At 56.6% G+C, this 14515-nt stretch carries 13 protein-coding genes; 4 read left to right on the top strand and 9 right to left on the bottom strand.

The genetic code is table 11. The features are described 5' to 3' along the window. Positions 1-605: lysophospholipid acyltransferase family protein (locus VNX88_13475; GenBank protein ID HWY69674.1), on the top strand; the 605-nt coding region annotated here is incomplete at its 5' end. Between the two features lie 344 nt (positions 606-949). Here the strand turns inward: VNX88_13475 and VNX88_13470 are convergent. The 3 genes from VNX88_13470 to VNX88_13460 all read right to left on the bottom strand — a co-directional run bounded on the left by VNX88_13470 (position 950) and on the right by VNX88_13460 (position 5062). Continuing rightward, entirely contained in the window at positions 950-1813 is an 864-nt protein-coding gene (locus tag VNX88_13470) for an NAD(P)-dependent oxidoreductase (protein ID HWY69673.1), read from the bottom strand. A 15-nt stretch (positions 1814-1828) separates the two neighbouring features. Continuing rightward, on the bottom strand, positions 1829-3976 hold the full coding sequence (locus VNX88_13465; protein ID HWY69672.1) for a thioredoxin domain-containing protein: 2148 nt from the start codon (positions 3974-3976) through the stop codon (positions 1829-1831). Positions 3977-4069: 93 nt separating this feature from the next. Next, entirely contained in the window at positions 4070-5062 is a 993-nt protein-coding gene (locus VNX88_13460; protein ID HWY69671.1) for a M20/M25/M40 family metallo-hydrolase, read from the bottom strand. Between the two features lie 92 nt (positions 5063-5154). Between VNX88_13460 and VNX88_13455 the strand changes: the two genes are divergently transcribed. The 3 genes from VNX88_13455 (at position 5155) to VNX88_13445 (ending at position 8476) form a co-directional block, all read left to right on the top strand. Then, the gene (locus VNX88_13455) at positions 5155-5823 is read left to right on the top strand and encodes an alpha/beta family hydrolase (protein ID HWY69670.1); all 669 of its coding nucleotides are present in this window, start codon (positions 5155-5157) and stop codon (positions 5821-5823) included. 39 nt (positions 5824-5862) lie between these two features. Continuing rightward, entirely contained in the window at positions 5863-7149 is a 1287-nt protein-coding gene (locus tag VNX88_13450; GenBank protein HWY69669.1) for a DUF4147 domain-containing protein, read from the top strand. A 283-nt stretch (positions 7150-7432) separates the two neighbouring features. Continuing rightward, positions 7433-8476: a DUF4424 family protein gene (locus VNX88_13445; protein HWY69668.1), complete on the top strand. Its 1044-nt coding sequence runs from the start codon at positions 7433-7435 to the stop codon at positions 8474-8476. Between the two features lie 236 nt (positions 8477-8712). On the opposite strand, the gene VNX88_13440 is transcribed toward VNX88_13445, so the two are convergent. From VNX88_13440 to VNX88_13415, 6 genes are all read right to left on the bottom strand, one after another. Further along, positions 8713-9597 (bottom strand): MBL fold metallo-hydrolase, encoded by an 885-nt coding sequence (locus tag VNX88_13440; protein HWY69667.1) that lies wholly within the window; start codon positions 9595-9597, stop codon positions 8713-8715. 46 nt (positions 9598-9643) lie between these two features. Further along, complete coding sequence (locus VNX88_13435) at positions 9644-10063, bottom strand: PIN domain-containing protein (protein ID HWY69666.1); 420 nt, start codon at positions 10061-10063, stop codon at positions 9644-9646. After that, positions 10053-10283: an AbrB/MazE/SpoVT family DNA-binding domain-containing protein gene (locus tag VNX88_13430; GenBank protein ID HWY69665.1), complete on the bottom strand. Its 231-nt coding sequence runs from the start codon at positions 10281-10283 to the stop codon at positions 10053-10055. Before VNX88_13430 ends, VNX88_13435 begins: the two co-directional genes overlap by 11 nt. A 71-nt stretch (positions 10284-10354) precedes the next feature. After that, the gene (locus tag VNX88_13425; protein ID HWY69664.1) at positions 10355-11683 is read right to left on the bottom strand and encodes a (Fe-S)-binding protein; all 1329 of its coding nucleotides are present in this window, start codon (positions 11681-11683) and stop codon (positions 10355-10357) included. After that, positions 11680-13062, bottom strand: a complete 1383-nt coding sequence (locus VNX88_13420) for an FAD-binding oxidoreductase (GenBank protein HWY69663.1) — start codon at positions 13060-13062, stop codon at positions 11680-11682. The genes VNX88_13425 and VNX88_13420 overlap by 4 nt, the downstream gene beginning before the upstream one ends. Continuing rightward, positions 13059-14513 (bottom strand): FAD-linked oxidase C-terminal domain-containing protein, encoded by a 1455-nt coding sequence (locus VNX88_13415; GenBank protein ID HWY69662.1) that lies wholly within the window; start codon positions 14511-14513, stop codon positions 13059-13061. Before VNX88_13415 ends, VNX88_13420 begins: the two co-directional genes overlap by 4 nt. Positions 14514-14515: the final 2 nt, after the last annotated feature.

The following is a 14515-nucleotide window of genomic DNA, read 5'->3' as shown; positions in this document are numbered from 1 at the left end:
GAATTCGGATCACTGGTCTTGAACAAGTTCCGCAAAATGGATCTTTCATCTTCTCGCCCAACCATCAAAGCTTCATGGACGCGCCTCTGATCATGAGCTATCTCCCATTTCGGATCTTCCGCAAAATGTTCTACGTGGGTACGAGTGAAATATTTGGAACCGGAATCCGCCGCCACATTGCGCGCTCGATGAAGCTGGTGCCCATCGATCCTGATGCGAACCTCGTGCCCGCAATGCGCGCCGGGGCCTACGGCCTTCGCCGGGGCGAGGCGCTTGTCCTTTATCCCGAAGGCGAGCGCAGCATCACCGGCGAGCCTAAAGCCTTCAAGAAAGGTGCCGCGATTCTCGCGACACATGTGCAGGTACCGATCGTTCCTGTGGCGATCGACGGCTTCGAAAAAGCATGGGGACGAGGAAAAGGAATCAGGCTCTTTCAGACATTGCAAGTTCGCATTGGCTCGCCCATCGAACCACCCGCCGTGGGAGGCGCTTCGGAAAAGACCTATGAGAGCCTGACCACTGAACTGCGGCAGCGGGTAATGGACATGTGGATGGACCTTCACAACGGCGTGCGCTCACAACACCAGGTTGCAACCGCACGCTGAACGAGCCTTTTTGGAAGCCGGTCCCGCGCTTTTCAATTCGTCGTTTTTGAGTACCGCTCCCTAGGGTTTAGGACAGCGGGACAAACTCCTTTTAACGGAGTACCCACTCGTGCCGAGTTTCGCGGCACGATGCGAGATGAGCCCGGCACGATGTGCCGGGGCGAAGTTTTGTGGAGCAGAGCCCCGGAGAGGGGCGGCACTTGCGGGACATGCAATCTGGTTGGTCAGAATCTGAACACCGGAGTGTCGCCCTTACAGGGCTTGCATCAGGCCTTCAGCACCCGGCACCGTGTGCCGGGCTCACATCGAATAGTGCCGCCAAACGCGGCACGAGCCTCCACGTATCAGCTCACACCCGCCGCTTTTTCCAGCGTCATGAGAGTGGCAGCGTAGTCCAGGTCGGCATTGCCTTCGCGCGTCGAGGATTCATAAACCTTGTCGACGGTTTCAAGTCCGGGAAGCTTCACTCCGTTTTGCCGCGCTGCCTCGAGCATGAGACGAATATCTTTGTGCATCAGCCGCATGGGGAAATTGGCGGAGAAATCTCGCGCCATTACGAACGGGGCTTTGTAGTCCACAACTCCGGATCGGACCATCGACTGGTTAATCAAACTCATGAGGGGCTTCAGGTCGACGCCCTGTTTTTTCGCCAAAACCAGAGCTTCGGCAAATCCTTCGTAAGTAAGCGCGATCATCAGATTCATTGATAGCTTTGCCGCTAACCCTTTGCCATTTGCGCCTACGCGCACCGCGCTTTTTCCCATTACGCTGAAGAGCGGCTGCAGCTTCTCAAACGTTTCTTCGCGAGCCCCGACGATAAAGATAAGCTGGCCGCTCTCGGCTCCCACTTTGGAACCCGTCATTGGAGCGTCGACGAAATCGGCCCCCTTTTGTCGTACTCGTTCCGCGAACTTGAGGCTGGCGTCGGGGAGGATCGTGCTGGAGTCAACAACGATTGCACCGGCCTTCAACGACTCGATCACTCCGTCCTCTCCGAACAACACCTCTTCCACAGCCTTCGTGTCAGACACGCAGAGCCAGACAATCTCAGCATCCTTCGCAGCTTCTTTGGGAGTCGAAGCGGGGTGGGCACCGTCTACCGACTTGCCTGGGGAACGGTTCCATACTCTCAGTTCATGACCGGCCTTAGCCAGGTTTTGGGCCATAGCCTTGCCCATGATTCCCAATCCGAGAAATGCAATTCGCATGCTTGCTCCTGGACGTTACGAGATCTTTCTAGCGGAAGACGCTTGCTCCTGCTGGTGCAAGTATTGTTTGAGAACGCTCGCCGACTCCATCGGCGGTTGGCATGTAAATCCAGAGCACAGCACAGCGACGCTCTTGTGCTGCTTGAGCGCCGGAAGGCTCGGGATTGTCTGTGCTAACACCGGAGGGAGGTTCTTCTCGACCACATGATCAGGATCGAACCGCAGCACCGACGTTGAAATGCTGAATGGTGAGAGCGCAGTACGATACAGTTCGCGCGCATTTTCATCTTTGCCCACGATCACGGCTTGCGTGTGCGGACGCGAGTAGAGAGCTACCGCGATTCCATACGTCGCGCCAAAGATCCCGAAGTTACCGGCAATACCGGCGAAGGCTTCCAGTGTCGATTCCGCGATGTCGCGATGTTTGTTGTCCCCGGAGTAGGCATGCAAGCGCAACAGAGCGATCGCGGCCGCCGGATTTCCCGCGGGCGTCGGCGAGTCCTGCAGCGGCTTACGCCGTGCGGTGAGAGCTCCCAGATTGCCGTGTAATGATTGTCGAGAAGTATCGAAGAACCCGCCGCCAGTTTCGTCGTGAAACTTCTCCATCATCTTTGCCGCGATCTTTTGGGCGAATCGGTAATAGCTGAGATCGGTAGTGATCTCGTAGGCATCGATGCATGCGGTCACCGTGAATGCGTAGTCATCAAGCAATCCATCAACATCGCGATGCTGCGCGGCCGGATCCGAATACGTGATGACATGCTTCAGTCCGCTTTCTGCGGACCACGCTTCAGAGAGAAGACGATCAAGGGAACGCAATGCGAAATGCTCTGCTTCAGGAATTTCGAGAACTTTTGCCGCTTCAAGATACGCAGAAATGCAGAGCGCGTTCCAGTTCACGTAGACCGTCTTGTCCACGTAAGGCGTCGGTCGAGTAAGTCGTGCCTTGAGCATTTTCTCTTGCGCCGACGCAATCAGCTTTTGCACGTCGGGGACGCTAAGTCTCATTCGCGTCGCGATCTGCTCCGGAGTCGCACGAATGTGCAGCACATTTTTCTCCGGCCGATGATGCATCTCGCCGACTTCGCCGATGTCGTAAAGCGGCGCCACAGCTTCCAGTTCCTGCGCACTCAAGACGTCGCGCGCCTCTGCCAGCGACCAGGTGAAGTAGTCACCATCGTCGTGCAGATCGATGTCGGCGTCTTGCGAAGCGTAGAACCCGCCGCGCTCACGATCACTTAGCCAGTCGTCCATCCAACGAATGATGTCGCGGGCAACGTGCGCGTAGAACTCATTTCCGGCGAGTTGGTAGCCGTGGACATAGTTTTTCAGCAGTTCCGAGTTGTCGTATGACATCTTTTCGAAGTGCGGAACTACCCAGCGCTCATCGACTGAGTAGCGGTGAAATCCCCCGGCGAGCTGATCGTAGACGCCTCCCTGTGCCATTCGGTCGAGCGTAGTCGTCACTACTTTTAACGCTTCTTCATCACCAGTGCGACCGCAGTAATCGATGAGCAAATCGAGTATGGAAGGATGCGGAAACTTTGGAGCCGAGCCAAATCCACCGTGGTGCGGATCGAAGCTCTGTATCGCAGACTTCACCATGCCATCCACCAGGCCCGGGGAGATTTCGCCTGAGCGTCCGGCGAATGATTCCGCATGATCGATCGCGCTCATCACATGCTCGGCCGACTCCATTACGTCGCTGTGCTTTTCGCTGTACCGTGAAGCGAGAGTCTGCAGAACACGCTTGAATCCAGGACGCCCGTGGTTATCGTCCGGCGGGAAATAGGTTCCTCCGAAGAAGGGTCGCCCATCGGGAGTCAGGAAGGCGGTGAGGGGCCATCCTCCCTGTCCGCTCATGGCCTGCACGGCGGCCTGATAGCGGCTGTCAACGTCAGGACGTTCGTCACGGTCTACCTTTACGGCAACGTAGTTGTCGTTGATGAGTTTCGCGACTTCTGGATTTTCGTAGGATTCCCGATCCATCACGTGGCACCAGTGGCACCACACCGCGCCCACGTCGAGCAGCACCGGCTTGTTCTCGCGCTGAGCTTTGTCAAAAGCGTCGGCGCTCCACTCGTGCCAGTCCACCGGCTGATGCATCGCGGACCGCAGATACGAGGAAGACGCGTGCTCCAGAGAGTTTTTCGATTCGGACATAACTCTTCAGTCTAGCGCAGCCCGGGAATCCACACATTCTCGTAGAGACGCAGCATGCTGCGTCTCTACCATGCCGTGTGCTATGACGGGTTCCTAAGAGGAAAGCAGTTTTTCGGCCACTGAGACATAGAGCCCGACCGCTTCGGTCAGATCACGCTTTGAAATAAACTCGCCATCGGTGTGCGCAACGTGAATCGACCCCGGACCTAGCAGCACAGGCTCACCCCAGTTCGTGAGTGCCGGAATATCCGTCGTGAAGGCCGCGATCATTTCAGGAATGCCGTCAACCGTGCGGAGCTTTACGTGTGGAATTTCGAGCGCGAACTCGGCAGTCGCGAGACCGTTGACTGCCGCCTGAATATCCTTGCGAAGCTTGTCGGTGGGTCCCACGAGGCGATAAAGCAACTGCGCGCGTGCGAAATCGGGAATCACGTTCGGAGCCCGCCCTCCCTCGATGAGTCCGATATTAACGGTAGTTGGACCGATCTCGGGATTGTTCGGCAGCGGCACCTGGAGCAAACGATACAATGCCTCGACCATCTTCTCGATCGCCGACTCACCCAGGTGCGGATAGGCCGAGTGAGCCATGCGCCCACTGGCCGTGAGTTGCACGCGCAGCGTTCCCTTCGAGGCGCGGCCAATCTTGTTCTCCGTTGGCTCGCCGTTGATCAGAAAACGAGATCCTGGAGCATGAAGATTTGCTTCCTTTGCTCCTTGACTGTCGCGCTCTTCCCCCACTAGAAACAACAGCCCAATCTTGGACGTCTTATGGCGGAGTGTTTCCGCAGCCGCGATCTGCGCGGCTATGATTCCCTTGGCATCGCACGAGCCGCGTCCGTAGATCTTCCCCCCGTCTTCCGACGATGGAATGAACGGCGGCACCGTGTCCATGTGGGTCGAGAAGATCAGATCAGGCTTTCCGTCGAGAGTCGCGTAGATGTTTTTGCGAGCGCCTTCGACCGGCATCTTTTCCGTGCGATATCCAAGCTTGGAAAGAACCGCGTGGAGATAATCGCCGACTTCGGCTTCATTGCCGGTGATCGATTCGATATCGATGAGCTCACGCGTGAGCCGAACAGGGTCCATGCTCACAGCATAGCGGAAGGACTCGCGTAGAATCGAAAACAGCGTGAATTATCGTTTTCCGGAAACAGCGAAGGCTTGAGGATCTAAAGCAATTGGCGAGTGCAATTCAGTCGATATTCGTTCCAGGCCCGGCCGGCAAGCTGGAAGCTTTGTTGAACGCTGGTGAGCCGGGCGCGCCATTCGCTGCACTGGTTACCCATCCTCATCCGCTGCACGGCGGGACGATGCACAACAAAGTCGTGTATCACGCAGCGAAGGCGTTGCATGGCTTTGGATTGCCAGTTCTGCGTTTTAATTTCCGCGGAACGGGACTCAGCGAAGGAACTCACGATGGGGGACGAGGGGAGCGCGATGACATTCGGGCTGCGCTCGACTGGTTGGAGCACGAATACTCACTGCCGATCATCTTTGCCGGATTCTCTTTTGGCGCTGCCACCGGATTAAAAGCCTGCTGTCCCGATCCGCGAGTTGTGGGACTGATCGCGCTCGGCACGCCGCTCAGTGCCCAGGAGCGTCTCTACACCTATTCGTATCTCTCAACTTGCACTAAGCCGAAGCTGATGATCAGCGGCGACCACGACCAGTTCGCCCCGGCTGCAAATCTCCGCGAAATATTCAAATTGGCCGCCGAACCAAAGGAATTTGTCCTGGTGGAAGGCGCAGACCACTTCTTCGAAGGCAAGCTCCCGACTATGCGCGAGGCCATTACTGAATGGCTGCCCCGGCACTTCCCCGCTCTGAACCTGCAACAGCGCACCTGATCCAATATGGAACGCGGCCAACAAAGCAGCGAGGCTGAAATGCGTCGCTTGTTGCGTGAGGTCTTCAAGGACACGTTGGTCGAAATCAGTATTCCTCGAGTATTCAGTCAGAGAGTTGAATGTTCACGGGGAGTCCTGCGGGTTGAGCAGGATCTCTACGACCTGAGTTCCTTCGAACGCGTGGTAGTGATTGCGATGGGCAAGGCAGCCCACGCCATGCTCGAATCGCTACTCGCACAGACGGGACCTATGCAGGGAATCGTCTGCTCGGTTCCAGGTATGTCACAACAACCTGGGTTCCGTTACTTCGTTGGCGGACATCCGCTGCCCAATGAAGAATCAGTTCTCGGAGCATCGGCCATCCTAAAGGCGGTTTCGTCACTGAGTGAGCGCTCGCTGGTGATTTACCTGATCAGCGGTGGTGCATCGGCCATGGTGGAAGTTCCGCTCGACCAAGAAATTTCTCTCGACGATCTGGTTGAAACCTACCGCGTGCTGGTGCACTCCGGCGCGACGATTGCTGAGATCAATTCCATCCGCAAGCATCTTTCTGCCGTGAAGGGCGGCAGGCTAGCTCAAGCGGCTTTTCCCGCCCGGCAGGTGAGCATCATGGTGAGCGACGTCCCTGAGCACTCCCTGGATGCTCTGGCGTCAGGGCCAACTATGCCCGATTCCAGCACGGAAGCCGACTGTTATCGCATTGCTGAGACTTATGGACTGTGTGCCAAATTGCCGGAGAGCGTGCGCACGATCTTCGACGAGCGCGCACTTGAAGACACGCCGAAGGCAGACGATCCCTCATTTGTGAACTCCAGGTGGTGGCCGATTCTCTCGAGCGCGTCGGCAGCACAGGCTGCCGCGGCACTCCTTTCGAAGCGCGGGTTCACCGTAGAGATCGACAGCACTACTGACGATTGGTCCTTCGATCGCGCGGCGGAGTATCTACTTCGCAGGATCCGCGAACTGCGCAAGAAGGTCGCTGCCGTTGCGCTGGTCTCAGCGGGCGAGATTACCGTGACCGTTCCCGCAACGGGAGCGCGCGGTGGGCGTAATCAGCACTTCGCCTTGCACTGTGCTCAGCAAATTGCGGGAGAGAACATTGCCGTTCTAAGTGCAGGTACGGACGGAACCGACGGAAACAGTGCTGCCGCAGGCGCAGTGGCGGATGGGACAACCGTTGTTCGCGCGAGAGAGGCAGGACTGGATGTGAAGCAAGTCCTGGAAAGTTTTGATTCGTTTTCGCTTCTTGAGAAGCTGGGCGATGCGGTTGTTACCGGTCCTACAGGTAACAATGTGAGGGATCTTCGGATTCTGATCGCGTATTGAGAGCGGTCAACGAAACCGGCGAGCCTCGCGATGTTGTTGTGGAAGGACGCGAAGTCCAGACCGATACGCAAACCGTTGTCGCTTAGCAGCGCACCGCGCAATGGGTAATTAGTGGGGTTGGTCCGCACGAATCTGGTTTACTGCAGTGAAGCTTCTAAGGTACATCGAGCTAGAGAGCGGCCATTCGGACAACGGGCCCGCTTTGATTGGCTATGTGACTTTCGATACATGGCCGTTATTGGTTATGGCTCGCAAGGACGATTTCTAGCGATAATCTTCAGTCATGCGCGCCGCGCGTACACAATTGCTCTTTTTCTTCTTCATCGGGACCGGCTTGGCTGCCGGGAATGATGGCGCCGCATCCACGGCAGTGGGTGGGATTCAACTCGTGCGCGAACCCCGTATCGCTATGCGAACAGAGAAGCTCACAATCGCGCGTGAAAAAATCACCGTTGACTACGATTTTTCCAACGACACCGACCACGACATCACAACGGAAGTGGCATTTCCCATCCCGCCGTACACCTTCGCCTTTAACGATCCGGGGGCGCCGGCAGGGTTCAGAGGCTTCAACGATTTCGAGGTGTGGGTGAATAATGCGCCTGTAAAGTGCGAGAAACTGGTTACCGCTTGGGTTAACGGAAAAGATGTTACCGCCGACCTGAAAAGGTTGGGAATTGACGCCGATACGTTCGGCCATTTTGATTTCGTGCATGAGCCTAACCCGCAGTCGCCGGAAATCGCACGGCTGCCACAAGCAGACCAGCAGGCACTGGTGCAATCCGGCTTGATCGAGGGCGACCTCGGGTTTCCGGAGTGGACCGTTAAGAAAACGTACTACTGGCGGCAGACTTTCCCGGCACACGCTACGATCCACATTCGCCATCAGTATCAGCCGGTCATTGGTTTCACACCGATCAAACTCGCTCCGGACAAGCTTCCACTGCGCACAACACGTTCAACTAGCGGATTGCCTGACGGATGGACTATGTCGAAGCAGGACGATCAACTGCTCGCGGATGCCTGCGTCACGCCGCAGCTGCGGGAGAAGATGGTATCGGAAGCGAAGGCGGACAACAGTTACGTCGAAGCGTTTTGGGTCGACTACATTCTCACTACTGCAAACACGTGGAAGACCCCAATTTCTGATTTCCGACTCATTCTGGAGCGGCCTCAGGACGACGGACCAAGTGGACCGCGCCCCCGTTCGTACGTGAGCTTTTGTTGGGACGGTCCGGTTCGTCGGCTGGATAAAGATCATTTTGAGGCTGACGCGCATGATTTCGTTCCAAAGAAAGAGCTCCACGTAGCATTTTTTGTCCAATGAGCCCACCGGCACGAAGTCGTTGTTGTGAAATCCTGATTTGACTCATCACTCCGGGTCTCGGGAACCGTCAGGATTCAACACGCAGCTGTCTAAAAGTCAACATCCCAGACCGAAGCGCGGACCGTTCGCCCCCCATTGTGCATTGAGCAGTGCGCAGTTGCATGTGTAGAGAACCACACTACTCACCCTCACCCAGTTTGAGCTGAGGTTGCGCATTCTTCGGCGGGGGATCCACGTTACTTGAAAATCCGCGTCTTGCCCTCTTCAAGCACCAACACGCGATCGCTTACTCCAGCCGCGTCCGCAGCGGCGCGCAAACGTTTCACCGGCTCCTCCATAGGCTCGTAAGAGAGCCGGAAGGTTCCGTAGTGCATGGGGATCATCACTCTCGACCGCAGGTCGAGAAACCCCTGCAATGCGTCTTCGGGACTCGTATGCACATTGCGAAAGTGCTCCGGATGATATGCGCCAATCGGCAAGAGTGCCAATTCGGGATGCAGTCGTTTGCCAATCTCGCGAAAGCCTTCGAAATACGCGGTGTCGCCGGCGTGATAAATCGAATGCTGCTGCGACCGCACGACGTAGCCGCCAAAACCGCGATGAAAATCGCGCAACATTCGCGCTCCCCAGTGCTGCGCTGGGGTGTGAGTCACGCTCAATCTGCCCTCGTGAAACTCCTGCCACCACTCCACCTCGTGAACGCGACTGAATCCCAGACGAGCGACAACGTCGCCAACATTTTTGGGAACGATAATCTGCGGGGCACTTCCGGAGCGCCAGCGCGTGAGTCTGGCGATGGCTCGCAAAGAGGGCCGGTGCAAATGATCGAAGTGAGCGTGGCTCACCAGTACATAGTCGATGGGTGGAAGGTCGCGCAGGCGAATCCCTGGACGCCGCTGCCGCTTCAGCACAAACAGCCAACGCGCGAAATTGGGATCGATCGCCAGGTTGCGCCCTGCGATCTGGATCAGGAAACTGCTGTGACCAATGAAGGTGACGCCTAATTCACGCTCGCTTACCAGATGCGGCTTATGCGAGCGCCCAGTTCGTGGAGTGACGGCCGACGTTCGAACTAGTTGTCCGAACTGCTTCGCCTTGCGCCGGATGGTGATGTTCAGCATTTAAGGCTTTACTATCTTAGACGAAAGATCAACCCTGAAAGATGCGCTAAGTCGTTCGCTTAGCCGCCCGAAACGGATTGCGGACTGTGACTGATTGAATTGCCTGACCATCCTGCATGTCCTCTGAGTAGAGTACTGTGCAGCGTGCATCAAGAGCGGCCGCGACTATTAGCGAATCATAAATGTGAAATTGGTATCGTTGCGCTATTTGCAGCGCTGCCTGGTGCAAGTCGAGGGTGATAGGCACTGGAGGTCCGCACAGCTCGCGAACAGCAGACAGGGTTTTGGCAACATCAGTCCAAGACATATTCAGCTTTCGGCGCGCGATGGCGGCTAATTCGTTGAGCACCTGAACGCTGAGAATTCCACCAGCCTCCAGCAGCTTATGAGAAATGTCGTGGCGCGCATCGCCACGTGCAATCGCGTAGACAAGAATACTGGTATCGAAGAACGCCTCAGCGCTCATTCGCGGATTCTCGGTCGAATGTAAATCCCGGTGGTAGTGCGCGGCTCAACTTCCGAAGTCGCTCTAACGCCCGTTGCCTGGATTTGTCGCGGCTCACTTCAAATTTGCGATCACCGGCGACATAGATTTCAATCTGATCGCCTTCCTTAAGCTCCAGCGCTTCAACCACATCTGCGGGCAAGCGGATTGCGAGACTGTTCCCCCACTTTGAAACCTGCATATTGGCCTCTCGATATAGATATACGTTTCAGCTAGTATATCATTGGCTTCATAGACTGGCTCGAAGAATCTCTAGTAACAAGAATCAAGTACTTGGATCACATGCTCAACGCGGAGCTTACGGCCTGTGCGTTCCATTCCGGCTCGGAGCTGCAGCATGCATCCAACATTGGCCGTTACAACTAACTCCGCGGACGTACAAGCGATGTCTTTCATTTTTTCATCGAGAATCTTCATAGAAAGATCATTTTGAGTGATGTTGTAACTGCCCGCGCTCCCGCAGCATTGATCGGGATGCGGCATCTCTTCGAGCTGCAATCCGACCTCACGCAATAACTCGCGTGGTGCGGTGCGAATTTTCTGTCCGTGAGCCAGGTGACAGGGATCCTGATAGGTGGCTTTGATGTTGATTTGCTTAACGGGCTTCCGCAAACCAAGCTGTTGAAGAAACTCGGAAACGTCTCTCACCTTTCCGGCAAACTTCGCGGCAGCAGCGTGGTCAGCATCTTCGTTGAGCAGATCGCCGTATTCTTTGAGCGTAGATCCGCAGCCTGCGGCGTTCGTGACAATAGCATCGAACCCTTCGTCGAGCATGGCGGCGATATTCTGCCGCGCAAGCTTACGAGCTTCGTCCCGGTATCCGGCGTGAGCCTGAAGTGCTCCGCAGCAGTTCTGTCCCTGCGGCACCCACACCTCGACACCGTTTTGGTTGAGCACCCGAATCGTCGCTTGATTCAGCTCCGAGAAGGCAACATTTGCGATACATCCGGCATGCAGGGCAACTCGTGCGCGGAACTCTCCTTGAGCCGGAAACACCTTCCCAATCTGTTCGAAGAAAAATCGGTCATCGATCTTGGGCTGAAGTTGCTCGAGCTGTGCAGCTCCCATGAGTCTCAGCAGTCCTGAAGAGCGCGCAACTTTCTGGAGTCCCGATCGCTGATAAAGACGCAGCAAACGCGCGAGAGCGGCTAGTCGTCGTTGGTTGCCGAGCACGCGGCGGTAAAAGAGATTACGCAGCTGCCGCCCAAACCATGGACGCCGATAATGTTGCTCGATCTGCGCGCGGGCGCGTTCGACAATGTGTCCGTATTGCACACCCGATGGACACGCGGTCTCGCAGGCCCGGCAGTCGAGACATCGATCGATGTGTGTGACAAAAGATTCGCCGATCGGCAGCCGCCCTGAGTCGACTTGCAATACCTGATAGATGCGCCCACGCGGTGAGTCCATTTCCATGCCCAGCACGCGGTACGTTGGACAATGGTTCAGGCAGAGTCCGCAGTGGACACAGGTTGCGTAGAGGTCCCAGGTCGGACGATCGGGCCCGGCAAAGTTCGATTCGTCGATTTGCAGAGTGTGTCCGTGAAGGTCACTCGGGGCAGTGTGTGTAGTTGAGCTCATCCGGCCAGGAATCTACCTGGGTTCAGTATGCCTCCTGGATCGAGCGCGCACTTCACTTTTCGCATAAGCTCCAAATCAGTAGGAGTAGAACCCCAGACATCAAAGTGCTGCTTGGCTTCGCGCGGGCAGCGCACGACGACGGCCGATGCGGCTTTTGACAAGCGTGAACGAAAGTCCGACGCGGCACCCGCATACTGTGTAACAGCGGGTGGATCGACGGCGAGTGGAAGAAAGCCGACTACGAACGATCCAATGGGGGCGCGTCCGATGAAGGCCGCAACAAAGTTATAGTCGGTCGCAGCGTCATCAGCAGCTTCAAGCGCAGCCTGGGATTGCGCTATGGGGACGTCTACGTGAAAGATCATCGCATTTCGATGGCGTAGGGCGAGCCGCTGTTCAAACATGCCGACCTGCTTCCACATTTCCACCTCTTCAGTGCCGCCTAACTCGGATGAGACTGAAGAACTCAATTCCCTACGAATGCGCGCCAACACGCGATCGCTTCCTGAAAAACGGAGGACGAGCCGCCAGTTCATGCTGCCCGGAGAACTCGGCGAGTCCGGCGCCCAATGGTCCGGATCGCGAGGCTCAGAGTCGTGCAGGTACTCGATGGCTGCAGGATTCATGACTTCGCAGGCAATCGGAGACAAAGGCGATTTAGTCAGCGAGTCGCGCAGGGTCAAGGCCTCTTTCAGAGAACCGAATTCGCAAGTCAGTGTGATGGTCTGGTTGGGCGCTGGGAATAGTTTGAAGTTGGCAGAGGTGATGATGCCCAGGCTGCCATAGCTGCCTATCAGCAACTTCATCAGATCGTAGCCTGCGACATTTTTTACGACGCGTCCTCCACCACGTCCACTGACGCCATCGCCGGTGACAAAGCTAATGCCGATGCACGAATCGCGAAGGCTCCCGAAGCCAGTGCGCAAAGGCCCACTTTGGGCCGTTGCCAAAGCGCCTCCGACCGTCGTGCGCTCCGATGCCGTCTCGATCGGCAACAATTGACGATGTTCGGCACACGCGCTGACTGCCTTTGCTACGGGCAAACCCGCGTGCAGAGAAATCGTCAGGTCGCCTGGGTCGTAGGCTTCAATCCGATTCAACTTCTCTGTCGAGAGAGCGAGATCGACGCGCTCAAGCAGTCTGCCGACGTGCTGCTGCGCGCCCGAGCCGAATGGTACAACCGTCCATTGATTCTCGTTGCAGATCCGCAAGACAGCACAAACCTGTTCAATATTGTCAGGCAACGCAACCAGACACGGAACGATGCCCTCAATCGCGTATCGCTTTAGTGGTGTTGGCTCAACGAGAATCCCGCCCGCGCCGAGAAGGCTCTCGAAGCGAGAACCGATTCCCGCCGGCATGGTTACGCCGTGAGTCACTGCAATGGGGCTCCAGAGGAAACGGGAGCATCCAGGCTCGAATGGCCAGGGGCAACAGCTTCCCGACAAGTGCGCACCGATGGGAGCATCTTCTGCGGATTGAGCAGCGAGTTGGGATTAAAGCAGTTCCGCAAACGCCTCATCACTTCCAATTCGGAATCGGTGAACAGAGTGCACATGAGATCTTGTTTTTCCATTCCGACTCCATGCTCACCGGTGATGGATCCTCCGATATCGATGCAAAACTCGAGGATCTCGCGACCTGCGTCGAGCGTACGCCGCGTCTGGTCGGCATCGCGAGCATCGAACAGGATCAGGGGATGCAGGTTACCGTCACCTGCGTGAAAGATGTTCCCGATAGTAAGCGAATACTTTTTACTGATCTCGTCGATCTTGCGTAGAGTTTCTGGAATTCGCGTGCGGGGAATCACGCCATCCTGGACGTAATATGAAGGCGAAATGCGCCCGATTGCTCCGAAGGCAGTCTTGCGGCCCTTCCATAACAGCTGGCGTTCATTTTCATCGCGAGCCCGGCGAACCTCACGTGCGCCAGACTTGCGGCACAGCTCCGATACGAGCTCGGCTTGCTCCTCGACGGCCTCTCGCAATCCCTCCAACTCGATGAGGAGGACAGCAGCGGAGTCAAGCGGGTATCCGGCGTGAACCGACGCTTCGACAGCTCGTAGCGTCCACCCGTCAAGCATTTCCAGCGCTGCAGGCGTGATGCCTGCTGAAGTAAGTGCGACCACTGTATTACCGGCCGCCTGAACGTCGTCATAAATCGCCAGCAGTGTCGCGACGGACTCCGGCAAACGCGTGAGTCTTACCGTGATGGCCGTGGCGATGCCGAGCGTTCCCTCGGAACCAACAAAGAATCCAGTGAGATCGTATCCGGCGGAGCTTGCAGCAGCGCCACCGAGTTGAACAATTCGCCCATCTGGCAAAACAACTTCTAGTCCTGTGACATGGTTCACCGTCACGCCATAGGCCAGGGTATGAGGACCACCTGAATTCTCGGCAACATTGCCGCCAATCGTGCACGCCTTCTGACTGGAAGGATCGGGAGCAAAGTAAAAACCGTGGGGAGCGAGCGCGTTGCTCAGATCGAGATTCACGATCCCCGGCTGCACCGTTGCACGCAGATTCGCCAGATCGATCTCGAGGATGCGGTTCATCCGCGCGAAGGCAAGAACGATGCCGCCCTGCCTGGCTATGGAACCACCACTCAATCCGGTTCCTGCGCCACGGGGAACAATGGCCAGCCCCTCGCGTTGCGCCAGTTTTACGATCTCGGAAACCTGCTGCGCTGTCTGGGGAAAGACAACATAGTTCGGCTCTCCACGCGCGAGGGAACCGTCGTACTCGTAGAGCATGAGGTCTTCATGCCTGTCGAGCACGGCATCGCGGCCGACGATCCTCTTCAGCTTGTTGCTTTCTCCAGATGCAAACATGG

It is taken from the genome of Terriglobales bacterium, from assembly GCA_035567895.1.
Taxonomy (GTDB): domain Bacteria; phylum Acidobacteriota; class Terriglobia; order Terriglobales; family Acidobacteriaceae; genus Gp1-AA112.
The sequence above is the reverse complement of the archived record's forward strand: the minus strand, read 5'-3'. Positions and strand labels throughout refer to the sequence as shown.